22 protein-coding genes are annotated in these 26,550 nt (G+C 70.0%); 6 read left to right on the top strand and 16 right to left on the bottom strand.

Translation table 11 applies throughout. The features are described from left to right. Positions 1–114: 114 nt before the first annotated feature. The 7 genes from LIU39_RS20820 to LIU39_RS20790 form a co-directional block, all read right to left on the bottom strand. Positions 115–1,326 carry a sensor histidine kinase gene (locus tag LIU39_RS20820; protein ID WP_227048311.1) on the bottom strand — a complete coding sequence of 404 codons (1,212 nt, stop codon included), beginning with the start codon at positions 1,324–1,326 and terminating at the stop codon, positions 115–117. A gap of 47 nt (positions 1,327–1,373) precedes the next feature. Further along, the gene (locus tag LIU39_RS20815; RefSeq protein WP_227048310.1) at positions 1,374–2,111 is read right to left on the bottom strand and encodes an ABC transporter permease; all 738 of its coding nucleotides are present in this window, start codon (positions 2,109–2,111) and stop codon (positions 1,374–1,376) included. Continuing rightward, positions 2,108–3,076, bottom strand: coding sequence for an ABC transporter ATP-binding protein (locus tag LIU39_RS20810; protein ID WP_227048309.1), 969 nt, complete (start codon positions 3,074–3,076; stop codon positions 2,108–2,110). The genes LIU39_RS20815 and LIU39_RS20810 overlap by 4 nt, the downstream gene beginning before the upstream one ends. 131 nt (positions 3,077–3,207) lie before the next feature. Then, a complete protein-coding gene (locus LIU39_RS20805) occupies positions 3,208–5,388 on the bottom strand; it encodes a hypothetical protein (RefSeq protein ID WP_227048308.1) in 2,181 nt (726 codons plus the stop codon). Positions 5,389–5,603: 215 nt separating this feature from the next. Next, positions 5,604–6,119 carry a DUF6113 family protein gene (locus LIU39_RS20800; RefSeq protein WP_227048307.1) on the bottom strand — a complete coding sequence of 172 codons (516 nt, stop codon included), beginning with the start codon at positions 6,117–6,119 and terminating at the stop codon, positions 5,604–5,606. Next, positions 6,116–7,123, bottom strand: coding sequence for an N-acetyl-1-D-myo-inositol-2-amino-2-deoxy-alpha-D-glucopyranoside deacetylase (mshB, locus tag LIU39_RS20795; RefSeq protein ID WP_227048306.1), 1,008 nt, complete (start codon positions 7,121–7,123; stop codon positions 6,116–6,118). The genes LIU39_RS20800 and mshB overlap by 4 nt, the downstream gene beginning before the upstream one ends. Positions 7,124–7,254: 131 nt before the next feature. Further along, positions 7,255–7,449, bottom strand: coding sequence for a hypothetical protein (locus tag LIU39_RS20790; protein ID WP_227048305.1), 195 nt, complete (start codon positions 7,447–7,449; stop codon positions 7,255–7,257). Positions 7,450–7,786: 337 nt separating this feature from the next. On the opposite strand from LIU39_RS20790, the gene LIU39_RS20785 reads away from it, so the two are divergent. From LIU39_RS20785 to LIU39_RS20760, 6 genes are all read left to right on the top strand, one after another. After that, a complete protein-coding gene (locus LIU39_RS20785) occupies positions 7,787–9,943 on the top strand; it encodes a S9 family peptidase (protein WP_227048304.1) in 2,157 nt (718 codons plus the stop codon). Positions 9,944–10,349: 406 nt separating this feature from the next. Then, on the top strand, positions 10,350–11,384 hold the full coding sequence (locus LIU39_RS20780) for an ABC transporter permease (RefSeq protein ID WP_227048303.1): 1,035 nt from the start codon (positions 10,350–10,352) through the stop codon (positions 11,382–11,384). A gap of 103 nt (positions 11,385–11,487) precedes the next feature. Next, complete coding sequence (locus tag LIU39_RS20775) at positions 11,488–13,287, top strand: ABC transporter substrate-binding protein (RefSeq protein ID WP_227048302.1); 1,800 nt, start codon at positions 11,488–11,490, stop codon at positions 13,285–13,287. A 115-nt stretch (positions 13,288–13,402) separates the two neighbouring features. After that, entirely contained in the window at positions 13,403–14,374 is a 972-nt protein-coding gene (locus LIU39_RS20770; protein ID WP_227048301.1) for an ABC transporter permease, read from the top strand. An 11-nt stretch (positions 14,375–14,385) separates the two neighbouring features. Further along, positions 14,386–15,447, top strand: coding sequence for an ABC transporter ATP-binding protein (locus LIU39_RS20765; RefSeq protein WP_227048300.1), 1,062 nt, complete (start codon positions 14,386–14,388; stop codon positions 15,445–15,447). 12 nt (positions 15,448–15,459) lie between these two features. Next, positions 15,460–16,617, top strand: coding sequence for an ABC transporter ATP-binding protein (locus LIU39_RS20760; RefSeq protein WP_227048299.1), 1,158 nt, complete (start codon positions 15,460–15,462; stop codon positions 16,615–16,617). Between the two features lie 85 nt (positions 16,618–16,702). On the opposite strand, the gene LIU39_RS20755 is transcribed toward LIU39_RS20760, so the two are convergent. From LIU39_RS20755 to LIU39_RS20715, 9 genes are all read right to left on the bottom strand, one after another. Then, positions 16,703–17,758 (bottom strand): ABC transporter ATP-binding protein, encoded by a 1,056-nt coding sequence (locus LIU39_RS20755; RefSeq protein ID WP_227048317.1) that lies wholly within the window; start codon positions 17,756–17,758, stop codon positions 16,703–16,705. 37 nt (positions 17,759–17,795) lie between these two features. Continuing rightward, complete coding sequence (locus tag LIU39_RS20750; RefSeq protein ID WP_227048298.1) at positions 17,796–18,797, bottom strand: ABC transporter ATP-binding protein; 1,002 nt, start codon at positions 18,795–18,797, stop codon at positions 17,796–17,798. Between the two features lie 11 nt (positions 18,798–18,808). Further along, positions 18,809–19,780, bottom strand: a complete 972-nt coding sequence (locus tag LIU39_RS20745) for an ABC transporter permease (RefSeq protein ID WP_227048297.1) — start codon at positions 19,778–19,780, stop codon at positions 18,809–18,811. Further along, complete coding sequence (locus tag LIU39_RS20740) at positions 19,773–20,696, bottom strand: ABC transporter permease (protein WP_227048296.1); 924 nt, start codon at positions 20,694–20,696, stop codon at positions 19,773–19,775. The genes LIU39_RS20745 and LIU39_RS20740 overlap by 8 nt, the downstream gene beginning before the upstream one ends. 91 nt (positions 20,697–20,787) lie before the next feature. After that, the gene (locus tag LIU39_RS20735) at positions 20,788–22,413 is read right to left on the bottom strand and encodes a peptide ABC transporter substrate-binding protein (RefSeq protein ID WP_227048295.1); all 1,626 of its coding nucleotides are present in this window, start codon (positions 22,411–22,413) and stop codon (positions 20,788–20,790) included. A 173-nt stretch (positions 22,414–22,586) separates the two neighbouring features. After that, positions 22,587–23,642: an ABC transporter ATP-binding protein gene (locus LIU39_RS20730; protein ID WP_227048294.1), complete on the bottom strand. Its 1,056-nt coding sequence runs from the start codon at positions 23,640–23,642 to the stop codon at positions 22,587–22,589. Beyond that, positions 23,635–24,663, bottom strand: coding sequence for an ABC transporter ATP-binding protein (locus LIU39_RS20725; protein WP_227048293.1), 1,029 nt, complete (start codon positions 24,661–24,663; stop codon positions 23,635–23,637). The genes LIU39_RS20730 and LIU39_RS20725 overlap by 8 nt, the downstream gene beginning before the upstream one ends. A gap of 11 nt (positions 24,664–24,674) precedes the next feature. Further along, positions 24,675–25,604 carry an ABC transporter permease gene (locus tag LIU39_RS20720; RefSeq protein ID WP_372463981.1) on the bottom strand — a complete coding sequence of 310 codons (930 nt, stop codon included), beginning with the start codon at positions 25,602–25,604 and terminating at the stop codon, positions 24,675–24,677. After that, positions 25,597–26,520, bottom strand: a complete 924-nt coding sequence (locus LIU39_RS20715; RefSeq protein ID WP_227048292.1) for an ABC transporter permease — start codon at positions 26,518–26,520, stop codon at positions 25,597–25,599. The genes LIU39_RS20720 and LIU39_RS20715 overlap by 8 nt, the downstream gene beginning before the upstream one ends. Positions 26,521–26,550 lie beyond the last annotated feature (30 nt).

Raw genomic sequence — 26,550 nt, 5'->3', positions numbered from 1 at the left:
GGCCCCCCGCGACGCCGCGGACTGTTGCCTCCCAGGTCGTCAGGGCGTGCCTGTGACGTCCCGCCCCGCCGTCCGGACGCGGTGACGCCGCGCAGGGCACGGAGAACGTCCGGGCTACGCGGGGCCGTTGAGCGGGGCGGGCGAGGCCACCGGCTCGGTGTCCGCGCCGGCCTGCCGGCCGCCGGGCGCGAACGGGACGAAGGCGCGCAGCGCGAAGCCGCGGCCGCGCGGCGCGGGCCCGGTCTCCAGGCGGCCGTCGGCCAGGGCGAGGCGCTCGCGCAGCCCGGTCAGGCCGTTGCCGTCGTGCTGGACGCGGGACGGTCCCGCGCCGTCGTCGAGCACGGTCAGGCACAGGTAGCGGCGTTCGTCGGCTTCCCACTCCTCGGTCAGCAGCAGTTCGCAGCGCCCCGCACCGCTGTGCCGTACGACGTTGGTGACGGACTCGCGCAGCGCCCAGGCCAGCGCGCCTTCCTCGTCGGCCGCGAGGCCGTGGTGCCCGGCCTCCAGGGCGGCGTCGACGGCTGCGGTGATGCCCGCGGTGCGCAGCGCGGCACGGGCCCCGGCCAGCTCGACGGCCAGCCGGGGCCTGCGATATCCGGTGACGGCTTCCCGCACGTCCACCAGTGCCTGCCTGCTGACCCGTTCGATGTCGGCGACCTGGGAGGCGGCCGCGCCGGGCTTGTCCGGCAGCATCCGGCCTGCCAGTTCGCTCTTGAGCGTGATCAGGGAGAGCGAGTGCCCCAGGAGGTCGTGCAGGTCGCGGGCGAGCCGCAGGCGTTCCTCGTTGGCGGCGAGCCGGGCGACCTCCTCGCGGGCGGCGCGCAGTTCCTTCGTCGTACGGATCAGGTACTGCACGCCGACCATGGTGAAGCCGCTGCCCATCGCCGGGAGTCCGTAGGCGAAGAGGTAGTAGCCGCGGATCTCGGCGAAGCGCATGCCGACGGCGAGCAGCACGACGGTGGCGGCCGGTACCGTCCAGCGGGCGTGCTGCCAGGGCAGGACGATGCCGGAGGCCACCGAGGTGAAGATGAACAGCACCAGCCAGCTGGGGCCGAGGAACCAGGAGAGCACGGCGGAGAGCACCAGCAGGACGCCGAGTACCCCGTAGATGGGGGGCAGCGTCACCCGGCGCCACATGTGCCGGTAGACCAGCGTGAAGTAGGCCACGACGAAGAGCGCGAGGCCCGTGCCGCCCAGGACCCGGGCGGCGACGGACGCGTCACCGGTGAACAGCTCGGCCACCGGCCCGGCGAGGTAGAGCATCCAGACGGCGATCCACATCGCCTTCGCGACGGCCTGCCGCCGGGTGGCGGGCGGCTGCCCCATCCTGACCGGATGGGGCTCCCTCGGCCCGCTCTTCGTCGTCACCGGCCTCATGCCTTCCGGGTGTCCTTGCGGTACAGCCAGGCCGCGCCGGCGGCGAAGACCAGCAGGTAGCCGAGCAGGATCGCGATGTCCTTCATGTGCGGTGCGCCGCCGGCTTCGACGGCGGTGCCCAGGGCAGCGTACGCGTGGGTCGGAATCCACTCGGCGATGTTCTGCACCCACTGGGGCAGGATCGTCAGCGGCATCCACAGGCCGCCGCAGAAGGCCAGGGCGAAGTAGCAGAGCATGCTGACGGGGCGGACCGCGTCGCCGGAGACGAGGTAGCCGATGGCGACGCCGAGTGCGGCGAAGACGAAGCTGCCGAGCCAGGTGCCGACGGCGATGGCGGCCCACTGCCAGGCGTCGAGCCGTACGCCCTTGACGGCCGCGCCCGCGATCAGCACCAGGACGATGGACGGCAGGCTGACGGTGGCCGCCGCGGCGATCTTGGCGGAGACGTAGCCGCGTCCGGGCAGCGCGGTCAGCCGCAGCTGCCGCACCCAGCCCTTCTCGCGTTCCTTGGCGATCTGCTCGCAGTTGCCGAGCAGGACGGCCGTCATGGCGCCGAACGCGGCCATGGAGACCATGTAGTAGAGCCCCATGTCCAGCTTCGTGCCCGGTATCGGGGTGCTGTCGGCGCCGCCCGCGATGATCAGGTAGAGCGCCGGCGGGTAGATCACCGAGAAGAACATGAACTTCTTGTTGCGCAGCGCGCGGATGATTTCCAGCTTGATCAGGGTGGTCATCGGGCCGCCTCCTCGGCGGTGGTGGCGGTCGCGTCGGATGCCGTGGTGAGGGCGATGAACGCCTGCTCCAGGCCGAGTCCCGCGACTTCCAGGTTGTGCGGGTAGAGGCCGAGGCCGTAGACGGCGTGCACGGTCGCGTCGGCGTCCTGGGACTGGATGCGGACGGTGCGTCCCGAGACCTCCAGGGAGGTCAGGAACGGCAGAGCGCCGAGGGTGTCGCGGTCGATGGTGCCGTCGAGGTCGAAGGTGACCCGGCGGGCGCCGGCCTTCGCCTTGATCTCGGCGGACGTGCCGTCGGCGAGCACCCGGCCGCGCTGCAGCACGATGACGCGGTCGGCGATGGCGTCGGCCTCTTCGAGGTAGTGCGTGGCGAACAGCACCGTGCGGCCCTCGTCGGCCTGCCGGCGCATGGCCCCCCAGAAGGTCTGGCGGGCCGAGACGTCCATCCCGGTGGTCGGCTCGTCCAGCACGATCAGGTCGTTGGCGCCCGCGGTGGCGAGGGCGAACCTGACCCGCTGTTCCTGGCCGCCGGAGAGCTTGCCGACCATCCGGTCGGCGATGTCGGTGATCCCCGCGGTCTCCAGGATCCGGTCGAGCGGGTAGGCGCGGGGGTGCAGGTCGCGGGCGAGGCCGACCAGTTCTCTGACCTTGACCCCGTCCATCAGGCCGCCGCTCTGCAGCATCGCCCCGACCTTGCCCTGCTCGATGGCGCGCTGCGGGGTGGTGCCGAACAGCGTCAGGCTGCCGGAGTCCGGGGTGCGCAGCCCGAGGAGCAGGTCGAGGGTGGAGGATTTGCCCGCGCCGTTGGGCCCGAGGAGGGCGACGGTTTCGCCCGGGTACAGCTCCAGATTCATGTCGGCCACCGCGCGGACCGCGCCATAGCTTTTGTTGATCTGCTGAAAGCTGACCACGGGCGCCGGGGCCGCGCGGTGCGCGGTGGCTGCGGTGGTGGCTGTCGTCGTCATGCGTCAAGGATCCAGGGGCCGCCGCCCGCGCGGCAGTGTCAGCTGTCCGCGGTCCCCGATGACATCTGTCATGGGGGAAGGCCCCTAGGGGTTCCCCAGGGGCCTTCCTGCCGACGGCTTTCCGGACGGGCTCAGCCCGCGTCGGCGCCGATCGTCTGCACCCGCTCGGCCGGTGTCTTGCCCTGGAGGGCGAGCTGCACGGCGCTCGCCACCTCCTTGGGGCCGACCGGCTTCTTGGTGCCGTCGCCCTTGGTGAGCAGGACGCCGTTGAAGGTGTCTCCGTAGAGCGCCTTCAGGGCCGCCTGGTCGTAGTACGGCACGAGCGTGCCGCCCTCGGCGACCTTGAAGGACAGGAACTTCGGGATCGACTTCTGCGGGCTGAACGAGACCGCGTGCGCAGCGTCCGTACGGACCGTGATCAGGCCGGACATCGCGGGCTCGGCGAACTGCTTGAGCGCCTTGTCCACCGCGTCCTTGCCGACCTTCGGCTGCTGGGTGCCGGCGGCCAGCACCACCGGGGTGCTGGTGTCGGACGTGACCCGGTCGCGGTAGGCGTCGGTGACCTCGGTCTTGGACGCCGCGACGTCGACCGCCTTGTGCGGCTTGCCGTAGTGCGGCACCGCCCGGCCGTTCTCGAAGGTGATCCCGCCGTCCTCGCTCGCGCCCGCGGGCCCGGCGACCTGCTGCAGCGCGTTCTCCAGCTTCTCGTCGTCGACGACCATCGCGGGCTTGGCCGCGCGGGTGCCGCCGAAGAGCGAGCTGATGACGGCGACGGGGTTGTACTCCCGTCCCGCCGCGTTGCGCACCGTCGCCTGGACGTCGACGTCCAGGCCGGCCTTGCGGGGGTCGAGGGGCGTGTCCTTGCCGTCGACGGTCAGCTTCAGCGGCTCGTGGCGGCGGTCCTTGACGGCCCCTTCGAGCTTCTTGACGGCGTCTTCCTTGGCCATGCCGCCGATGTCCACACCCAGCGCGGTGGTGCCGTTGGGCACGTCGGCGTGGTCGAGCAGCAGGCCCGCGCCGTACGCGAGCCCGGCCAGCACGACGATGCCGACACCGGCCAGCACGATCTTGCTGCGGCCCTTCTTGGGCGGGTTGATCGGCTCGGGGATCTTGGGGCGCGGGGCCGGTGCGGCGCTGTCGCCCGCGGGCTTCCCCTTGGGCGCGGGCGCGGCGGGCGCGGGGCCGTCCGTACCGGGCACCTTGGGGATGCCGCTGACGAGGGTGTCGCCCGACAGCCGGTCACGGGCGCCGTCAGGCGCGCCGGGCCCGCCCTTCGGCCCCTTGGGCGCCGGGCCGCCGGGCACCCCGCCCGCGATGCCGCCGCCGGCACCCACGCCGCTGCCGGGTCCGGCCAGCGGGGGCGCAGGGGGCTGCGGGGTCAGCTGCGCGGTGTCGTCGCCCGTGCCGGGGTCGCTGAAGCCGGGCGGGAGGTTGAGCGGGCCGGAGCCGGGGGCCGGTCCCGTGGTGGGACCGCTGGGGCCCCGGTCCGCGGGGGCGTCGAACGGGCTGAGGTCGGGGCCGGGGCCCGCGGACCCGTCGAACGGAGAGCCGCCGCGGGGCGCCGTGCCGTCGAAGGGCGAGCCGCCCCGGGGTGCCGGGTTTCCGGCGTCGAACGGCGATGCGCCCTGGGAGGCCCGGCCGCCGTCGAGCGGAGAGCCGCCCAGCGGGTCCTGGCCGTCGTCGAGCGGCGCTGCGCCCCGGGGTTCCCGGCCGTCCGAGAAGTACGGCAGGTCGGGGCGGGGCGGAGGGGTGGCACCGGAGCCGCGCGGCGCCGCGGGCGCGCCCGGTACGGGCGGCGCCGGGTGCGAGCCGGTGGTCGATGACGCACCGGGTGCGGGCGGGACCGGGTGCGAGCCGGTGGTCGATGACCCGCCGGATGACCCCGCCGCTCCCTTGCGCGGCGCGAACCAGTCGCTGGTCTTCTCGCCCGCTCCGCCCTGGGGCGCACCGTCGGCCGGGGCCTCGGGACGCGGCACGCTGCCCGTCCGCTCGGTCCGGTCCGGCCTGCGGGGAAGCGGTCCCGGCTTTCCTCCGGAACCGCGGCTGTCAGCCGATCCGTTCATGCCGGACTCCTCACCGACGGGCTTACGCACGACGACCGGCGGGATGGGGCGCGACCCCGGAATGTTGATCTTGATCCGCGTCGTCAGCGTGGTCTCGGTCTTCGGCTCATCGGGCTCCGCCGCTCCGCCGGGCGCCGCCGCGCCTTCGGCCGCGCCCCGGGGCGTGCCGTACGGCGGCGTCCCCGAGGGATACGCGGCATTGCCGCGGCCCTGGAGGCCGGAGGACGAACTGTCAGATTCACGACTCAAAGCAGGTTCTCCCGGTTGGCTCCGCCGCTCGTCAGAGTTGATCCCGGGCCTCGGACCGGGGGGCGCCCCCAGGGCGGCGCGGCGGCGCGCACCACCATACTGTCCGCCGCAGAGGGACGCCCGAAGAGCGTACGAAGACCGCCACCGCGGGCGAGCCCCCGATGCCGGGGGCATTCACCCCGGTCGGCGCGGCTTGTGTCCCGGTATGAGCCACGTCATCCGCCAACTCGGCCCGGTCGCGCGCCGGTAGCCCGCAACTGCGCCGCGGTGGCACAGATCACAGCCACCGCGATGCCGCCGAGCAGGAAGAGATACGAGCCGAGCCCCGCGCCGAACAGGAAGTCGCCCTCCGGCCGCTCGTCGCTCAGCAGCAGGAATACGGTCACCAGCCAGGCGGCGCCCGGCAGCAGTACCCCGGCGGCGGTGCCGCTCGCGCGGGCGCCCCCGTAGAAGAGGCCGCCGAGTCCCAGCAGCGCCAGCAGCAACCCGCCGGGGAACCAGGCGGCTTGGACCAGCGCACCGGCGGGCGCCACCAGCACGCCGAGCACCAGCAGCAGGACGTAGAGCCCGAGCCGGCCCGGGGTCAGCGGCCTGACCTGCGCCGGACCGGGGCCGCCCGGCGGGCCCGGGGTGCGGGCACCGGCCGCGCCGCCCGCGCCTGCCCGCGCCCGGGAAGCACCGGGTTGTCCGCCGTTCTTCGCCGCGCCCCCGCCGTTCTTCGCCCCGCTCATCGGACCGCCTCCTCGCTCGCGGCACCGTCCGTGCGGTGGTCGCCGCCGGGGCGGGCGGCCGCGTCCGCTGCCGTGCCGGCGAAGAGGTCGTCCTCGCGGGCGCCGGGCGCCGCGCCCGGCGTGCCGTGCACCAGGTGGTAGTGCTCGGTGCCGAACAGCGGCTGTCCCAGGTCGTTGGAGAGCGCGAAGAACGGCCCGTCGACGGCGATCTGTGTGTAATGGGCCCGCATCGCCGCGGTCTTCGCCGCCCGCCACGCGGCGTCGCCCTCGATCGACGCCGTGACGTCGGCGTCCGGCACCACGCCGGGAACGTCGTCGACGGAGGCCACCCCGGGGAAGGAGTGCCCTGCGGCGCGCAGCCGGGCGAAGCCCTCCTCGACCACAGAGCGGGGGCTGCAGTTCCAGTAGATCTTCCCGATCGCATACGCCGCGCCCAGGTCGGGCCTGAAGGCCGCGTCACCGGCGAGTTCGGCGGCCCGCATCGCGACGCGGTGCGCCTGGATGTGATCGGGGTGGCCGTATCCACCGTTCGGGTCGTACGTGACCAGGACCTGCGGCCTGACCTCGCGGATCACCGCGACGAGAGGGGCGGCCGCCTCGTCGACCGGCGCCTGCCAGAACGCCTCGGGACGGTCGTTCTGGGGCGCGCCCATCATCCCCGAGTCGCGGTAGCGGCCCGGCCCGCCCAGGAAGCGGTGGTCGGTGACGCCCAGGGCCGCCATCGCGGCCGCCAGTTCGCCGACGCGGTACGGGCCGAGGCTGTCGTCGCGGTCGGGCGCGAGGTGGGCAAGATCCGGCGGGATGACCTCGCCCTCTTCACCGCGGGTGCAGGTCACGAGCGTGACCTGGGCGCCTTCGGACGCGTATTTGGCCATCGTGACGCCGTTGTTGATCGACTCGTCGTCCGGGTGCGCGTGCACCAGCAGCAGACGACGGGCCCCGGCGGGGCGCGCGGCGCTTCCTTGGGCGGAGGGGAGCGGGGAACGGGCGGGCAGGTCGGTCATGCCCACAGCCTACGAGCCGCCCCGCCGGGCCCGCACAGGCGAGCGGGCGCGAGCGGGCGCGTCCGGTGGCCCGCTCCCTCTCCGGGCCACCGGACGCCTCGCGCTACGCGCCGCACCTCAGAATTCGCACCTCAGAATTTGATCCCCCCGAGCATCCCGGCGACGTTCGTCGTCAGCTGCTTGATCGTCGGGGCCACGGACGAGCTGGCGAGATAGAAGCCCAGCAGCATGCACACGAATGCATGCCCGCCCTTCAGCCCGGACTTCTTGACCAGCAAGAAGACGATGATCGCCAGCAGCACCACCGCCGAAATCGAGAGTGCCACGGCGGCTCACCTCCAAGTACGCACGGACCGGACAGAGTTGAGGGCGCGGAACCGCCGCTGCGGAATCCGCTCCCCGGGTATGCCTAGGGCTCTTTACCCCGTACCCACTACGCGCAAGGGATCATAACTTTCCGGGCGCGCGCATATGTCGGTGCACGGGAGCAGAACAGGGGCGCACGCGATCTTCGCGAGTGCGACCAATGTGAGCCCCGCCCTCGGCGGTCCGTCCGCGCGCCGTCCCGTCGTCCGCCCCGAGGCCGAATTCGGGCCGGGCGTGCGCGACTTCGGACCGGTTCGGCAAGACCCCTCACGTCCGTACACACCCTAGGCTCGGCGCATGACCGGACAGCTTCCCTTTCCACGGCAGCACGCCCGTACCCAGCGCTTCACCCTGGGCGCCCCGCGCGGCTACACCATCTCCCCGGACGGCACCCGCGTCGTCTTCATCCGATCCGGCGACGGCACCGACCGCACCCAGCAGTTGTGGGTCCTCGACCTCGACGCGGGGCGGGAGTTCACGGCCGCCGAGCCGCGGGCCCTGCTCGCCGGGGCGGAGGAAGAACTGTCCGCCGAGGAGCGGGCCCGCCGCGAACGTACCCGGGACGGCTCGGCCGGCGTCGTCGGCTACGCCGTGGACGCCGCGGTCGAGCTGGCCGCCTTCGCCCTCTCCGGGCGGCTGTTCGTCTCCGAGCTGCGGGCCGGCACCGCGCGGGAGCTGCCCGCCCGCGGCCCGGTGGTGGACCCCCGTCCGTCCCCCGACGGCCGGCACGTCGCCTACGTCGCGGCCGGCGAACTGCGGGTGACCCCGGCGGACGGCGGCGACGGCGGGACCGCGGGCGACCGTGCGCTGGTCTCGCCCGACGGGCCCGAAGTCACCTGGGGACTTGCCGAGTTCATCGCCGCCGAGGAAATGGGCCGCCACCGCGGCTTCTGGTGGTCGCCGCAGAGCGACCGGCTGCTGGCGGCACGGGTCGACACCTCGCCGGTGCAGCGCTGGTGGATCGCCGACCCCGCGCACCCCGACCGGGCGCCGGCCGAGGTCGCCTACCCGGCGGCGGGTACCGCCAATGCCGAGGTCGCCCTCGCCCTGATCGGCCTCGACGGCTCCCGTACGGACGTCACCTGGGATCACGGCCGTTTCCCCTATCTCGCGCGGGTGCACTGGTCGCCCGCCGGACCGCCGCTGCTGCTCGTGCAGTCCCGTGACCAGCGCACCCAGCACTACCTGACGGTCGACACGGAGACCGGCGCGACCCGCACGGTGCACAGCGAGGAGGACGCGACGTGGGTCGAGCCGTTCCCCGGTGTACCGGCCTGGACGCCGGACGGGCAGCTGGTGCGGATTTCCGACGAGGGCGATGTCCGGCGGCTGTTCGTCGGTGACCGTCCGCTGTCCGCAGCGCCGTTGCACGTCCGCGCCGTCCTGGACGTCGGCGATGACGATGTCCTCTTCTCCGCGAGCGGCGACGAGATGCACGACATCGGGGTCTACCGCGCCCGGTACCGGGACGGCGGCGGGCCGGACGGCGGGGAGCGGGTCGGACGGCGCCCGTACCCGACCGTCTCGTCCGCGGTGCGCGGCGGGCGGGTGACCGTGTTGTCCCAGGCGTGCCTGGAGCGGCCCGGAACCCAGGTCGAGGTGGTCGAGCTGGGTGCGGACGGCACGGAGCGGCCCCTCGCCGCCATCGGCTCGTACGCCGAGGAGCCGCAACTCACCGCGCGTCCCCGGCTGGTGCGCGCGGGCGAGCGGGAGATTCCGTGTGCGGTGCTGCTGCCGGACGGCTACGCGGAGGGAGATGGTCCGCTTCCGGTGCTGCTGGATCCCTACGGCGGGCCGCACGGCCAGCGGGTGGTCGCGGCGCACCACGCGTACCTGACCTCGCAGTGGTTCGCCGACCAGGGGTTCGCGGTGATCGTCGCGGACGGCCGCGGCACGCCGGGCCGCTCCCCCGCGTGGGAGAAGGCCGTCTCCCGGACGATTGCCGACGTCGCCCTGGAGGACCAGGTCGATGCCCTCCAGGCGCTGGCCGGCCAATTCCCGCTGGATCTGGGGCGGGTGGCGATCCGCGGCTGGTCGTTCGGCGGCTATCTGGCTGCGCTCGGTGCGCTGCGCCGTCCTGACGTCTTCCACGCCGCGGTGGTCGGGGCCCCGGTCACCGATCTGCGGCTGTACGACACCCATTACCAGGAGCGGTATCTCGGCCGCCCGGACGAGGAGCCCGCGGTGTACGCGGCGAACTCGCTGATCACCGACGAGGGCCTGTCGGGGGCCGCGCTGCCGCACCGCCCGATGCTGATCGTGCACGGGCTCGCGGACGACAACGTCGTGGTGGCGCACTCGCTGCGGCTGTCCTCCGCGCTGCTGGCCGCCGGCCGCCCGCACGAGGTGCTGCCGCTGTCCGGCGTGACCCATATGACGCCCCAGGAGCAGGTCGCCGAGAACCTCTTGCTGCTCCAGGTCGACTTCCTCAAACGGTCGTTGGGCATGGCGTGAGCCGGCCGGCGTAACGGGGCGGGGACGGCGCAGCGGGCCGGCAACCGCGGCCTTCACGGGAACCGGCCGGGGAGCTGTTGGGCGTCCCCGGCCGGTCGACGGCACCCGCACGGCCGTACGCAGTTCAGCATGGCGCGTCCGTATATCGGTGTCGCGACGGTGAAGTTGCCTTTATGTTAAGACAGTTGGGGACGATATGTCCCTCATGCCGTACATCTCCGAAGGCTGTCAAGCACGCCTGTGCACCGATCTGCGTAATCTTCGCTCAAGAAGCGGACGACCAGCACGACAGCACCCTCAATACCCTTGACTCCGCCATAAATCACTTGCGAAAGTCCGCTCATCCAGCGGTGCGAATCGGCGCCGCTTCACGTTCCAAGAGAACTCGGCGCGGGGGCACTTCGCGATGACTAGTCCATCCCAGACCGCGGCTGCACAGTCCGACACCCCTGGACTGGAGCCGGAGGGTCTGAAGAAGGAAAAGAACCGCAAGGGCGGTGAGCTCGTCGGCCGTTCCCCCGGCCAACTGATGTGGACGCGCTTCAAGCGCGACCGCACGGGCATGGTCTGCGCCATCGTCGTCCTCGCCTTCTTCGTCATCTCCGCGCTGGCTCCGGTCATCGCGTCGATCTACGGCAAGGACCCGTACACGCTCTACGGGAGCAACGACCCCAGCCTGTTCGACGACTTCGGCTTCCCCTCGGGCCCCAACGGCGGCATATCAGGGGACTTCTGGTTCGGCATCGAACCGCAGCTCGGCCGGGACCTGTTCACCCAGCTGCTGTACGGCATGCGGACCTCGCTGGGGATCTCGGTGGTGGTGACCGTCCTGGTCGTCATCACCGGCACCATCCTCGGCGTCACCGCGGGCTACGTGGGCGGCCGTGCCGACTACTGGCTGGGCCGGGTCATCGACTTCCTGCTCGCCTTCCCCAGCCAGCTGACGTTCGTGGCGTTCATGCCCGTCGTCGTGGCCATCTTCGTCCCGCCGAGCGACGAGACCCCCACCTATATCCGCGTGGTGGCGCTGATCCTCGTGCAGTGGGCGCTGGGCTGGATGGGGCTCGCGCGACTGCTGCGCGGACAGGTGCTGTCGCTGCGTGAGCGGGAGTTCGTGGAGGCGGCGAAGATCACCGGGGCCTCGCCCTGGCGGATCATCCGCAAGGAACTGCTGCCCAACGTGGTCACGCCGATTCTCGTCCAGAGCACCTACATGCTGCCGCTGTTCGTCACGGCGGAAGCCGGCCTGTCCTACCTGGGCGTCGGCATCATGGAGCCGACCCCCGACTGGGGCCGGCTGTTCCGTACGGCCGGCGACATCTACGAGAACGACCCGACCTTCTTGCTCTTCCCCGGCGCCGCGATGGTGATCTTCGTGCTGTGCTTCAACCTGCTGGGGGACTCGGTCCGGGACGCCTTCGATCCCAAATCCGGGCGTTGACCGTCCACTTGAGGGGGGCTGCTGTCACCCCCGCACCGGGTTCGCACCGGATGCGTCAGGCAGCACATCTGGACACCAACTGACAGGCAGGTGCTTGGACCTCATGAATGCACTTTCTACGCGCAGAGCTCGCGCGGTGATCGTGGCCCTGGCGGCCGGTTCACTGGCGCTGACCGGCTGCAGCAGCGGCAGCGGCAGCGGCAAGGACAAGTCGCAGTCGGACGAGGACGCCGCGACCCAGTCGAAGGCGGTGCCGCTCGGCACGGCCGCCGACTCCACGGGCCCGGCCAAGGCCGTCAAGGACGCCAAGTCCGGCGGCACCATCCGCGTCTACCAGCGTGACAGCTTCAACCACCTGGACCCGGCGCAGATGTACGTCAGCGACCAGAAGGCGCTGTCGCAGCTGATATTCCGCGGGCTCACCAGCTTCCAGCAGGACGACAAGGGCAACGACAAGGTCGTCGGCGACCTCGCCACCGACGCGGGCACCATGTCCGACGGCGGCAAGACCTGGAAGTACACGCTCAAGGACGGCATCAAGTTCGAGGACGGCACGCCGATCACCTCGAAGGACATCCGCCACACCATCGAGCGCTCCTACGCGAAGTTCATCACCGACGGTCCCACGTACATCCAGAAGTGGCTGTCGGGCAACGGAACCAGCTACCGCAAGGCGCTGCCCGATGGCCCGTACAAGGGTGACCACCTGCCCAAGAACGTCCTGGACACCCCGGACGAGAAGACCGTCATCTTCCACTTCGAGCAGCCGCAGTCGCAGCTGCCGTACGCGCTGACGATGCCGGGCTACAGCGCGGTCCCGGACAGCGCGAAGGACACCAAGGACAACTACGACGTCGCGCCGGTCTCCGCCGGCCCGTACAAGATCGCGTCGTTCAAGTCCGGCAAGTCCATGCAGCTGGTGCGGAACAAGAACTGGGATCCGAAGACGGACTCCATGCGCCACCAGTACCCCGACGGGTACAACATCACCTTCAACCACCAGGCTTCGGACTCCACCAAGCGCCTGATGGCCGACAAGGGTGAGGCCAAGAACGCGATCAGCTTCTCCAACGCGGTGGACACGAACGCGACCAAGCAGGTGCTGGAGGACGCCAGCGCCAGCAAGCGCTTGGTACAGGGCTACCAGCCCTACGTCTGGCAGATGAACTTCAACATGGACCGCCTCAAGGACAAGAAGATCCGCGACGCGATCACCTACGCCCTGCCCAGCAGCCAGATCGTCCGGATCAACGGCGGCACCTACGGCGGCGAGATCGCGGGCGGCCTGCTCGCCCCGACCGTCGCGGGCTACAAGAAGGGCTACGACCCGTACGGCAAGCTGACGCACCCCAACGGTGAGCCGGAGAAGGCCAAGAAGCTCCTCAAGGAGGCCGGCAAGACGGGGATGAAGCTCGTCTACGCCTACTCCAACACCGAGGCGCGCCAGAAGGAAGCCGTCGTCATCGAGGACGCGCTGGACAAGGCCGGCTTCGACGTGCAGAAGAAGGAGGTCGACGCCGCCTCCTGGTACGAGCAGATGGGCAAGGTCGACAACGGCTTCGACATCTACATGACCGGCTGGGGCCAGGACTGGCCGGACGCCTCCACGGTGATCCCGCCGTCCTACGACGGCACCACCATCCAGAACGGCTCGTCGAACTACTCGCACGTGAACGACAAGCACGTGAACTCCGAGATCGCCCGCATCAGCAAGATCGCGGATGTGGACAAGGCGACGGAGGAGTGGCAGAAGCTGCACCACTACATCGTGGAGAAGGTCAACCCGGCCGCCCCGGTCTTCTACACCAAGGTGCTCCAGCTGTACGGCTCGAACGTCGGCGGCACGCGGTACAACACCGACGTCAGCTACCTCGACCCGAACACGCTGTTCCTCAAGAAGTAAGCAGCTCAGAGGGCATTCCGGAGCGCGCGCGCACGGCGGAGCGCGCGCCCTCCGGGGCCTTCGCCGCCACCCCTCACGCCCACAGCCGCCGCCGTCCTGAGAGCAGCGAACTGTCATGCTTCCCTTTCTATTTCGCCGGACGTTCGGCGCGATCGTCACCCTCATCCTGCTGAGCGCCGTCACCTTCTTCGTGTTCTTCGCCGTCGGCGACCCGGCCCTGATGTCCTGCGGCAAGAACTGCACCGCCGACAACGTCGCGCTGATCCACCAGAACCTCGGGCTCGACAAGCCCCTGCCGACGCAGTACTGGGACTTCCTCTCGGGCATCTTCGTCGGCCGCGACTACACCATCGGCCACTGCAGCGCCCCCTGCTTCGGCTACTCGTTCGCCACCAAGCAGGACGTCTGGTCGACGATGATGGACCGGCTGCCCACCACGGCCTCGCTGGCCATCGGCGGCGCCATCGTCTTCCTCGTCATCGGCCTGGGCGCCGGACTGCTCGCCGCGTGGAAGCGGGGCACGGTGCTGGACAAGGTCGTCACCGGCGTCTCGATGGTCCTCAGCTCGGTGCAGATCTACATCCTCGGGCCGATCGTGCTCGGCATCTTCGTCTACAGCGGCGTGATGGCGTCCCCGAAGTACGTGGACTTCACCAGCAACCCCGGCGGCTGGTTCATGGGCCTGCTGCTGCCCTGGCTCGTGATGTCGACGATCTTCACCGCGCAGTACACCCGTATGTCGCGCTCGACGATGATCGAGCAGCTCCAGGAGGAGCACGTCCGCACCGCCAAGGCCAAGGGCATGCCGGCGCGTTACGTCTTCCTGCGCTACGCCTGGCGCGGCTCGCTGATTCCCATCGTCACCATCCTCGGCATGGACCTCGGCTCGCTGTTCGGCGGCGCCATGATCACCGAGTTCACCTTCTCGCTCGCGGGCATCGGCCGGCTGGCGATCAATTCCGTCACCACACTTGATCTGCCCATGGTGCTGGGCGTGCTGATCTTCAGCGCGGCCCTGATCCTGGTGTTCAACATCATCGTGGATGCGACGTACGCCTTCATCGACCCGCGCGTGCGCCTGTCCTAGGAGAGCCTGAAGTGACCACACTCACCACGACCGAGGGCACGCCGGTCCCGACCGGATCGGACCCCTTCCTCTCCGTACGCGACCTGTACGTGCGGTTCTCCACCGAGGACGGCATCGTCAAGGCGGTGGACGGCCTCTCCTTCGATCTCGAACGCGGCCAGACGCTCGGCATCGTCGGCGAGTCGGGCTCCGGCAAGTCCGTCACCAACCTCGCCGTCCTGGGACTGCACAACCCCAAGGCGACCGAGATCGCGGGCGAAATCCACCTGGACGGCCAGGAGTTGACCGGGGCCAAGGAAAAGACCCTGGAGAAGCTCCGCGGCAACAAGATGGCCATGATCTTCCAGGACGCGCTGACCGCCCTGTCGCCGTACTACACCGTCGGCCGGCAGATCGCCGAGCCGTTCATGAAGCACACCGGCGCCTCCAAACGCGAGGGCCGGCAGCGCGCCATCGAGATGCTGACGAAGGTCGGCATCCCGCAGCCGACCCTGCGGGTGGACGACTACCCGCACCAGTTCTCCGGCGGCATGCGCCAGCGCGCCATGATCGCGATGGCGCTGGTCTGCAACCCCGAACTGCTGATAGCCGACGAGCCGACCACCGCCCTTGACGTCACCGTCCAGGCGCAGATCCTGGACCTCCTCAAGGACCTCCAGCAGGAGTTCGGCTCCGCGATCATCCTGATCACCCACGACCTCGGCGTGGTCGCGAACACCGCCGACGACCTGCTGGTGATGTACGCGGGCCGGGCCGTGGAGCGGGGCTCCGTCAAGGAGATCCTGACCCGGCCCCAACACCCGTACACCTGGGGCCTGCTGAGCTCCATGCCGCGGCTTTCCTCCGACGTCAACGAGGCGCTGCACCCGATCCCCGGCTCGCCGCCGAGCCTGCTCAACCCCCCGTCGGGCTGCGCCTTCCACCCGCGCTGCGCCTTCACCGCCGAGGTCGGCGGCGGGCGCTGCACCGAGGAGCGGCCGCTGCTGCCCGAGGGCCGGGCCGCCGCCTGCCACCTCGGGCCCGAGCAGCAGCACACCTTCTTCACCGAGCAGATCAAGCCCCGGCTGGGCTAGGGAGCCATCACCATGACAGACCACGTCACACTCCCCGCGCCCCGGGACGCCGCGCCCGCTCCGGGCGAACCCCTGCTCGTCGCCGAGGGGGTGACCAAGCACTTCCCGATCTACGGCGGCTTCCCGTTCAAGCGGAAGGTCGGCGCGGTCCAGGCGGTCGACGGCGTCGACCTGACCGTGCACGAGAGCGAGAGCTTCGGTCTGGTCGGCGAGTCGGGCTGCGGCAAGTCGACCACCGGGCGGCTGCTGACCCGGCTGATGGAGCCGACCTCCGGCAAGATCACCTACGCGGGGCAGGACATCACCCACGCCAACCGCAAGGAGCTGGCCCCGGTCCGCTCCGAGATCCAGATGATCTTCCAGGATCCGTACGCCTCGCTGAACCCGCGGCAGACCGTCGGCACCATCATCGGCGGCCCGATGGAGATCAACGGGATCAATCCGCCCGGCGGCCGGGAGAAGCGGATCCGGGAGCTGCTGGAGACCGTCGGCCTCAACCCGGAGCACTACAACCGCTTCCCGCACGAGTTCTCCGGCGGCCAGCGCCAGCGCATCGGCGTGGCCCGCGCGCTCGCCCTGGAGCCGAAGCTGATCGTCGCGGACGAGCCGGTATCGGCGCTGGACGTCTCCATCCAGGCGCAGGTCGTCAACCTGCTCCAGGACCTCCAGCGGGAGCTGGGCATCGCGTTCCTGTTCATCGCGCACGACCTCGCGGTGGTACGGCACTTCAGCCAGCGGGTCGCCGTGATGTACCTGGGCAAGATCGTCGAGGTGGGCACCCGCGACGAGATCTACAACCGGCCGCGCCACCCGTACACCCACGCGCTGCTCTCGGCCGTGCCCGAGGCGAAGTTCGTCGAGTCGGATGAGGACGACCGCGAGCGCATCCGGCTGGCCGGCGACGTCCCCTCCCCCGTCAACCCGCCGTCCGGCTGCCGGTTCCGTACCCGCTGCTGGAAGGCGCAGGACAAGTGCGCGGCACAGGAGCCGCCGCTGCTCCAGATCGCCGGGAACGGCGCGGGCCACCTCACCGCCTGCCACTTCCCCGAAGAACCGACGACCGCGGCGCGCGACGAGGACATCGTCCTCGATCCCGCACTGGCCGCGGCCGAGGAGGCAGCGTCGCAGAAGCCAGCCGATGACGCCGGCGAGAGCGGCACGACCCTTTGACCCGGTCTCCATCGCCTCCGCTCGGAACCGGAGCCCGCTTCCCACACCCCAGCACCACGGGAGGCGGGCTCCGGCCTGTGCGCGGCTACTCCTGAGCGTCCGACCGCTCCTCGGCGAAGTGGCAGGCCGACGGGTGCCCGGCCGGGCCCGCGCCGACGAACCACTCGGGGACGTCCAGCGGCGGGACCACTTCGGCGCACACGTCCTGGGCCTTCCAGCAGCGGGTGCGGAAGCGGCAGCCGGACGGCGGATCGGCGGGCGAGGGCACGTCACCCGCCAGCAGGATCCGTCCCCGCCGCTCGCGCGCTGCCGGGTCGGGCACCGGGACGGCGGAGAGCAGGGCCTGGGTGTACGGGTGCGTCGGGTGCTCGTAGATCTGCTCGTCGGTGCCGGTCTCGGCGAGGCGGCCGAGGTACATCACGGCGACCCGGTCGGAGATGTGCCGGACGACGGACAGGTCGTGCGCGATGAAGACGTAGCTGAGGTCGAACTCGTCCTGGAGGCGCTCCAGGAGGTTGATGACCTGGGCCTGGACGGAGACGTCGAGGGCCGAGACCGGCTCGTCGGCGACGATGATCTCCGGGCGCAGCGCGAGGCCGCGGGCGATGCCGATGCGCTGGCGCTGGCCGCCGGAGAACTGGTGCGGATACCGGTTGATGTACTCCGGGTTGAGCCCCACCACATCCAGCAGCTCGCGCACCTTCTGCCGCCGCGAACCCTTCGGGGCCACCTCCGGGTGGATCTCGTACGGCTCCCCGATGATGTCCCCGACCGTCATCCGCGGATTCAGGGACGTGTAAGGGTCCTGGAACACCATCTGGATATTGCGGCGCACCGCCTTCAACGCCCGCCCCGACAGCTTGATGATGTCCTCGCCCTGGTAGCGGATCTGCCCGGCCGTCGGCCGCTCCAGGCCGACCAGCAGCTTGGCGACGGTCGACTTGCCGCAGCCCGATTCGCCGACGATCCCGAGCGTCTCGCCCTTGTAGAGGTCGAACGAGACACCGTCGACGGCCTTGACCGCGCCGACCTGCCTCTGGAACACCACGCCCCGGTGGAGCGGGAAGTGCTTGGCCAGGTCGCGGATCTCCAGGATCGCCTCGCCGCGCGCGGCCCGCGTCCTGACTCCGGCCGCCGCCACGCGGGGCGCGGGCCCGCCGCCGCTGCCTGTCTCCTGCTCATCGGGCTCCACCGAGCGTCTCCTTCCAGAAGTGGCAGGCGCTGGCGCGCCCGGGTCCGGCCTCGTAGAGCGGCGGCAGGTCGGTGCGGCAGACGTCCTGGGCCAGCGGACAGCGGGGGTTGAAGGGGCAACCGGGCGGAATGGCCGTCAGGTTGGGCGGCAGTCCCTTGATCGCGTAGAGCGTCCGGCCCTTCTGGTCCAGGCGCGGGATGGAGTCGAGCAGTCCGCGGGTGTACGGGTGGGCCGGGGCTCTGTAGAGCTGGTGGACGGGGGCGGTCTCGACGATCCGGCCGGCGTACATCACCGCGATGGTGTCGGCGACATCGGCGACCACTCCCAGGTCGTGGGTGATGAGGATCAGGCCCATGTGGAACTCGCGCTGGAGCTGTGCGAGCAGGTCCATGACCTGCGCCTGCACGGTGACGTCCAGAGCCGTCGTCGGCTCGTCCGCGATGATCAGCTCCGGCTCCAGGGCCAGCGCCATCGCGATCATGATGCGCTGCCGCATACCGCCGGAGAACTGGTGCGGGAAGTCCCCCACCCGGGCCGCGGCGGCGGGAATGCCGACCCGTTCCATCAGTTCGACGGCCTTGCCGCGGGCCGCCTTGCGGGACAGCCCTCGGTGCACCTGGTACATCTCGCCGAGCTGCGCGCCGACGGAGAGCACCGGGTTCAGCGAGGACAGCGCGTCCTGGAAGATCATCGCCATCTTGGCGCCGCGGACCTTGCGGCGTTCCTCCCTGCCCAGCGTCAGCAGGTCGCGCCCCTGGAAGAAGATCTCGCCGCCGGTGACGAATCCCGGCGGTGTATCGAGGATGCCCATCACGGCCTGCGCGGTGACCGACTTGCCGGATCCCGACTCGCCGAGCACGGCCAGCGTCTGGCCTGCGGCGACCTGGTACGTGACGCCGTTGACGGCCTTGGCGATGCCGTCCCGGGTGCGGAATTCGACCTTCAGGTCGCGGACGTCGAGGAGTTTCGGCTCCGGGGTCGTCGTCATCTGCCCGCTCCTCAGCGCAACTTGGGGTCGAGGGCGTCGCGCACCGCGTCGCCGAGCATGATGAATGCCAGCACCGTGACGCTCAGGGCCCCCGCGGGCCACAGCAGCATGTGCGGGGCGTTGCGGATGGACGTCGAGGCGGCGGAGATGTCGATGCCCCAGGACACGGTGGGCGGTTTGAGGCCGGCGCCGAGGTAGGACAGGGTCGCCTCCAGCGAGATGTAGGTGCCCAGGGCGATGGTGGCGACGACGATGACCGGCGCGACGGCGTTCGGCGCGATGTGCCGCAGCAGCATCCGGCCGTTGCCCGCGCCCAGTGCCCGTGCGGCCTGGACGTAGTCGTTCTGCTTGGCGGTGAACACGGCGCCGCGGGCGATGCGGGCGATCTGCGGCCAGCCCAGCAGCACGATGAAGCCGATCACCGGCCAGACGGTGGAGCTGGTGACGACGGAGAGGAAGACCAGGCCGCCGAGGATGACCGGGATGCCGAAGAAGATGTCGGCGAGCCGGGAGAGCAGGGTGTCCCACCAGCCGCCGAAGAACCCGGCCAGGCCGCCCAGCAGGCTGCCCAGGAGCGCGACACCCGCGGTGGCGCAGACGCCGACGGTGATGGAGGCGCGGGCGCCGTAGACCACCCGGGTGTAGACGTCCCGGCCCTGGGTGTCGAAGCCGAACGGGTGGCCGGGCTCGGGCCCGGCCTGGGCCTTGGCGAGGTCGGCGCGGTACGGGTTCCCGTCGGCGATCAGCTGCGGCCGGATGGCGATGACCACCAGGAACAGGATGATCAGCGCGGAGACCACGAAAACCGGGTTGCGCCGCAGGTCGTGCCAGGCGTCGCGCCACAGGCTGCGGGCCCGGCCGGTCGGAGCACCGCCGGGCCCGGTGCCGGGGGTGCGCTCCAGCGATTCGGCCGCGCCGATGGCCAGCGCGGCCGCGCCGCCGTCGCCGTGGGTGATGGCTTCGTCCGGTACGTGATCAGGCATAGCGGATCCTCGGGTCGAGGACGGCGTACAGCAGGTCGACGATGAGGTTGGCGAAGAGGAAGACCAGCACGAGGATCGTCACGAAGCCCACCACGGTCGGCGAGTTCTGCCGCAGGATGCCCTGGTAGAGCTGGAATCCGACGCCGTGGATGTTGAAGATGCGTTCGGTGACGATCGCGCCGCCCATCAGGGCGCCGATGTCGGTGCCGATGAAGGTGACCACCGGGATCAGCGAATTGCGCAGCAGGTGGCGGGTGATGACGCGGTGGCGTGGCAGTCCCTTGGCGATGGCGGTGCGGACGTAGTCGGCGCGGGCGTTCTCGGCGATGGAGGTGCGGGTCAGCCGGGTGACGTACGCGAGGGAGACCAGCGCCAGCACGACACCGGGCAGCAGGAGTTCGCCGAGCGGCGCGTCGATGGAGACGGCGGGTTTGACCCAGCCCCATTTCACGCCGAGCAGGAATTGCAGCACATAACCGCTGACGAAGGTCGGTACGGAGACCACGACGAGCGTGAAGACCAGCACCGAGGTGTCCACGGCCCGGCCGCGCCGCAGTCCGCTGAAGACGCCCAGCAGGATTCCGGCGATCATTTCGATCAGGATCGCGACGAGGGTGAGCCGCAGGGTGACGGGAAAGGCCGCCGCCATCAGTTCGGTGACCGGCTGGCCGTTGAAAGCGGTGCCGAAATTCCCTTGGAAGATCTGCCCCATGTAGTGCAGATACTGCTTCCACAGCGGCTGGTCGAGATAGAGGTCGGCGCGGATCTGGGCGGCGGTCGCGGGGTCGGGCGCCCGATCGCCGAACATCGCGGCCACGGGGTCGCCCAGTGCGTACACCATGAAGAAGATCAGGAACGTGCTGCCGATGAACACCGGGACCATCTGGAGCAGCCGCCGGATCACATAGCGTCCCATGAGGGCTCCGGATTCTGTGGAACGAGCCGGGGAAAGCGGTCGCGGTACGGGATGGCCGGCGGTGAGCCCGCCATGTCCCGCCGCCGGTCGGTCAGATGACCTTGATCTCGTTGTAGACGGGGACGCTGAACGGGTTCAGCGACACATTTCCGATCCGTTGCGAATAGCCGCCGCTGCCGTTCTGGTACCAGAGCGGAACGGCCGGCATCTGCTCGGCGAGGATCTTCTCCGCGTCCTGGAATTTCCCGATGGCCGTCCGCGTGTCCGTCGCGGCATTCGCTTCATTGACGAGCTTGTCGAAATCCTGGTTGTTGAACTTGCCGTCGTTCGACGAGGCGTTGGTGTAGTACATCGGCTGGAGGAAGTCCTGGATGAGCGGGTAGTCCATCTGCCAGCCGGCGCGGAAGGGGCCGGCCATCTTCCGCGCGGAGATGCGGTTGCGGAAGTCCGCGAAGGTGCCGACCGGTGCGCCCACGCACGCCTTGTCGTTGCCCAGTGTGTTGTTGATGCTGTTGCAGATCGCGTCGATCCAGTCCTTGTGCGAGCCGGTGTCCGCGTTGTAGGCGAGGGTCATTTTCCCGCCGGGCAGACCACCGCCCTCCTTGATCAGCGCCTTGGCCTCCTTCGGATGGAATTCGCAGGCGGTACCGCACAGTCCGGCTTTGTAGCCGCCCTGGGTTTTGAGTACCGGAGAGGTCCAGTCGGTGGCCGGGGTGCGGGTGTCCCGGAAGATTTCCTTGGTGATCGACGCCCGGTCGATGGCCATCGAAATCCCGCGGCGCACCTTGTCCATGCCCGGCTTGTTCCACGCCTTGTCGTATATCGGGACGGTGAGGGTCTGGATGACGCCGGCCGGCTGGTTGAGGTACCGGTCGCCGAGATCCTGCCGGACATTCTTGAGCTGCGTGGCCGGAATGTCGTCGACCAGATCGAGGTTTCCCGCCTGGAGGTCGGTGTAGGCGGAATTGTTGTCGGTGTAGACCCGCAGATCGATACCGTCGTTCCTGGCCTTGTCGCTCCCCGGGTACTTCGCCCATTTCCGGAGCTTCATCGCGGAGCCCTTGGTGTACGACTCCACGACGTACGGGCCGTTGCCGACCGGCTTCTTCACCCAGGCGTCATGATGCGAGTAGAAGGTCCGCGGCAGCGGCATGAAGGCGCTGTAGCCGAGGGTGTCGGGCCAGCTGGAGAATTTCTGGTTGAGCTTGACGGTGAATTCCGTGGGGCTGACGACCTTCAGCCCTGACATCGTCTTCGCCTTCGCCGCGCCGTGCTGCGGGTGCACCCGGTCGTATCCGTCGATGTACTGGAAGAACGACGCGTTCCGCTGACTGTTGCCGAGCAGGGCGCCGTAATTCCAGGCGTCCACGAAAGATTTCGCGGTGACCTTCTCGCCGTTGCTGAAGGTCCAGCCGGGCTTGAGGGTCACCGTGTAGTGCTGCGAGTCCTTGGTGTCGATGCGGTCCGCGATGACGTTCTGCGCGGCCCCGGTCCTCGGGTTGTACCGCTTGAGCCCCCGGAAGATCATCTCCAGGACCTTGCCGCCCTGCACCTCGTTGGTGTTCGCCGGCTCCAGCGGGTTCTGCGGATCGCCCCAGGAGGCGCTGACCACGCCCGGGTCTTCGGATCCACTGCCCACGCCCCCTCCGCAGGCCGTGGCCACCAGAGCGAAGGACAGGGCGCCCGTGGCCCACTTCGCGTGCGTGGCTGCGCGCATGGTGCCTCCTCAGCTCTCCCGTCATACGTAAACGACATAAGAGCCGATACCGGACAGCACCGCATGTCCACGGCGGCCGCATTGCTCCGCGCGCGAGACAAACCCCCCGGATGCCCGGACGGCGGCCGCGACGCCCCGGAATCGGGCGCCCCGGCCGCCGGGGAGACGTTCCGCTAGGCCGCCCCCACCACGTCCTTCACCTCGGCGAAGTGACAGGCCGACGCGTGGGCGGCCGGCGAGTCCGAGCCCTGGAAGCGCTCCGGGACGGCGAGGACGGGGGACTCCGTCGCGCACCGGTCCTGGGCCTTCCAGCAGCGGGTGCGGAAGCGGCAGCCGGACGGCGGATCGGCGGGCGAGGGCACGTCACCGGTCAGGATGATCCGCTCCCGGCCCTCGCGCGCTGCCGGGTCGGGCACCGGGACGGCGGAGAGCAGGGCCTGGGTGTATGGGTGGGTGGGGTGCTCGTAGATCTGCTCGTCCGTGCCGATCTCCGCCATCCGGCCGAGGTACATGACGCCGACCCGGTCGGAGATGTGCCGGACGATCGACAGGTCGTGCGCGATGAACAGGTACGACAGGTCGAACTCGTCCTGGAGCTGTGCCATCAGGTTGATGACCTGGGCCTGGACGGAGACGTCGAGGGCCGAGACCGGCTCGTCGCAGATGATGACCTCGGGGTTGAGCGCGAGGCCGCGGGCGATGCCGATGCGCTGGCGCTGGCCGCCGGAGAACTGGTGCGGATACCGGTTGATGTACTCCGGGTTGAGCCCCACCACATCCAGGAGTTCTTGCACCTTCTGCCGCCGTGAACCCTTGGGGGCCACCTCCGGGTGGATCTCGTACGGCTCCCCGATGATGTCGCCCACCGTCATCCGCGGATTCAGGGACGTGTAGGGGTCCTGGAACACCATCTGGATGTTGCGGCGCACCGCCTTCAGCGCCCGCCCGGACAGCTTGGTGATGTCCTCGCCGCGGTAGAACACCTCGCCCGCGGTGGCCCGTTCGAGGTTCATCAGCAGCTTGGCGACGGTCGACTTGCCGCAGCCCGATTCGCCGACGATGCCGAGCGTCTCGCCCTTGTAGAGGTCGAACGAGATGCCGTCGACGGCCTTGACCGCGCCGACCTGCTTCTTGAACAGCACGCCCTGGGTGAGCGGGAAGTGCTTGACGAGGTCGCGCACCTGAAGGATCGGCTCGCGCTCGCCAACCGTCTTCGTCGGCTCAGCCATGGACCGTCTCCTTCCAGAAGTGGCAGGCGCTGCGCCGGCCTTCGCCGAGGGTGTGCAGCGCCGGGGCATCCGTACGGCAGATGTCCTGGGCCTTGGGGCAGCGCGGGTGGAAGGCGCAGCCCTGCGGCACGTGCAGGAGGTTGGGCGGCAGGCCCTTGATCGCGTACAGCTCCTGGCCCTTCTGGTCCAGGCGCGGGATGGAGTCGAGCAGTCCGCGGGTGTACGGGTGCGCGGGGTTCTTGTACAGCTCGTGGACGGGGGCGGTCTCGACGATCCGGCCCGCGTACATCACCGCGATCTTGTCGGCGACGTCCGCGACCACTCCCAGGTCGTGGGTGATCAGGATCAGGCCCATGTGGAACTCGCGCTGGAGTTCCGCGAGCAGGTCCATGACCTGCGCCTGCACGGTGACGTCCAGAGCCGTCGTCGGCTCGTCCGCGATGATCAGCTCCGGCTCCAGGGCCAGCGCCATCGCGATCATGATGCGCTGCCGCATACCGCCGGAGAACTGGTGCGGGAAGTCGTGCACGCGGTTCTTCGCCGCCGGGATCTTCACCTTGTCCATCAGCTCGACGGCCCTGGCGAGCGCGGCCTTCTTGGACAGCCCCTGGTGAACGCGGAACATCTCGCCGAGCTGGTAGCCGACGGACAGCACCGGGTTCAGGGAGGACAGCGCGTCCTGGAAGATCATGGCGATCTTGGCGCCGCGGAGCTTGCGGCGGGCCTCGCCGGACATCGTGAGCATGTCCTGGCCGCGGAAGCGGATCTCGCCGCGCGGGATCTTGGCGGGCGGCATGTCGAGGATGCCCATCACGGCCTGCGCGGTGACCGACTTGCCGGACCCCGATTCGCCGAGCACGGCCAGCGTCTCGCCCGCCGAGACGCTGTAGTTGACGCCGTTGACGGCCTTGACGACGCCGTCGCGGGTATGGAACTCGACATGCAGGTCACGGACTTGGAGCAGCGGGCTGTCCGCATCGCGGGGCGCGGGGACGGCCGGGGTCTTCTCTGTACTGGTCATGAACGCCTCCCTCAGCGCAGCTTGGGGTCGAGGGCGTCGCGGACCGCGTCGCCGAGCATGATGAACGCCAGCACGGTGACCGACAGCGCGCCGGCCGGATACAGCAGCATGTGCGGCGCGTTGCGGATCTGGGTGGCGGCTGAAGAGATGTCGATGCCCCAGGAGACCGTCGGCGGCTTCAGGCCGACGCCGAGGAACGACAGGGTCGCCTCCAGCGAGATGTAGGTGCCCAGCGCGATGGTCGCCACGACGATGACGGGCGCGAGGGCGTTGGGCGCGATGTGCCGCAGCAGCATCCGCGGGGTGCTCGCGCCCAGTGCCCGTGCCGCCTGGACGTAGTCCTGCTGCTTGGCGGAGATCACCGCGCTGCGCGCGATGCGGGCGATCTGCGGCCAGCCCAGGACCGCCATCAGGAGCACGACGGTGAAGATCGAGCCGCCCTTGATGACGGAGAGGAAGACGATGCCGCCGAGCAGGATCGGGATGCCGAAGAAGATGTCGCCGATCCGCGACAGCAGGGAGTCCCACCAGCCGCCGAAGAACCCGGCCAGGCCGCCGAAGAGGCAGCCGATGACCGCGGCGAGGACGGTGGTGCAGATGCCGACGGTGACCGAGGCGCGGGCGCCGTAGACGGTCCGCGCGTAGACGTCGCAGCCCTGGGTGTTGAAGCCGAAGGGGTGGCCGGGCGCGGGCCCCTGCTGGGAGCGGCCGAGGTCGCAGGCGTACGGGCTGGTGCCGGTCAGCAGGCTCGGCCAGATCGAGAGGACGACCAGGAAGAGGATGAGGACGGCGGAGATGTAGAAGATGGGGTTGCGGCGCAGGTCACGCCAGGCGTCGCCCCACAGGCTGCGCGGCGCGGCCTGCGGTTCGGGGCCGTTGCCTCCGGGTGCGGCGGCCCCCTCGGTACGGTCCGTGGCGACCGGTTCGGTCATCTCAGGCATAACGGATCCTCGGGTCCAGGACCGCGTAGAGCAGGTCGACGATCAGGTTGGCGGCGAGGAAGACGACCACGAGGATGGTCACGAAGCCCACCACGGTGGGCGCGTTCTGCCGCAGGATGCCCTGGTAGAGCTGGTAGCCGACGCCCTGGATGTTGAAGATCCGCTCGGTGACGATCGCGCCGCCCATCAGGGCGCCGATGTCGGTGCCGAGGAAGGTGATGACGGGGATCAGCGAGTTGCGCAGCAGGTGCACGCCGACGACCCGGCGCCGCGGCAGGCCCTTGGCGGTGGCGGTCCTGATGTAGTCGGAGCGGATGTTCTCCGCGATCGAGGTGCGGGTCAGCCGGGCGACGTACGCCAGCGAGACACCGGCCAGCACGATGCCGGGCAGCAGGAGTTCGCCGATGTGGACGTCGACCGAGACCGCGGGGGCGGCCCAGGCGAGCTTCACGCCGATGAAGTACTGGAGCAGGTAGCCGGTGACGAACGTCGGGATGGAGATCACCAGCAGCGTGAAGACCAGCACGCCGGTGTCGACGAAGCGGCCGCGCCGCATACCGGCGACGACACCGAGCCCGACACCCACCACGACCTCGATCGCGAACGCCACCAGCGTCAGCTTGATGGTGTTGGGGAAGGCCGAGCCCATCAGTTCGGAGACCGGGGTGCCGTTGAAGGCGGTGCCGAAGTCGCCGCGGAAGATGCCGGCCATGTACTGCAGGTACTGGCTCCACAACGGGTCGTTGAGGTGCAGGGACTCCCGGATCTGGGCGGCGGTGGCCGGATCGGGGGCCCGGTCTCCGAACATGGCGGCGACCGGGTCGCCCAGTGCATAGACCATGACGAAGATCAAGAAAGTGGTGCCGATGAAGACGGGCACCATCTGGAGCAGTCGTCGTATGACGTAGCGCCCCATGTGTCCTCCAGAAAAGCGCCGACGCGGGGG

This window comes from Streptomyces pinistramenti, assembly GCF_020564935.1.
GTDB classification, from domain to species: Bacteria; Actinomycetota; Actinomycetes; order Streptomycetales; family Streptomycetaceae; genus Streptomyces; species Streptomyces pinistramenti.
This window is presented reverse-complemented; position numbering and strand designations above follow the sequence as displayed.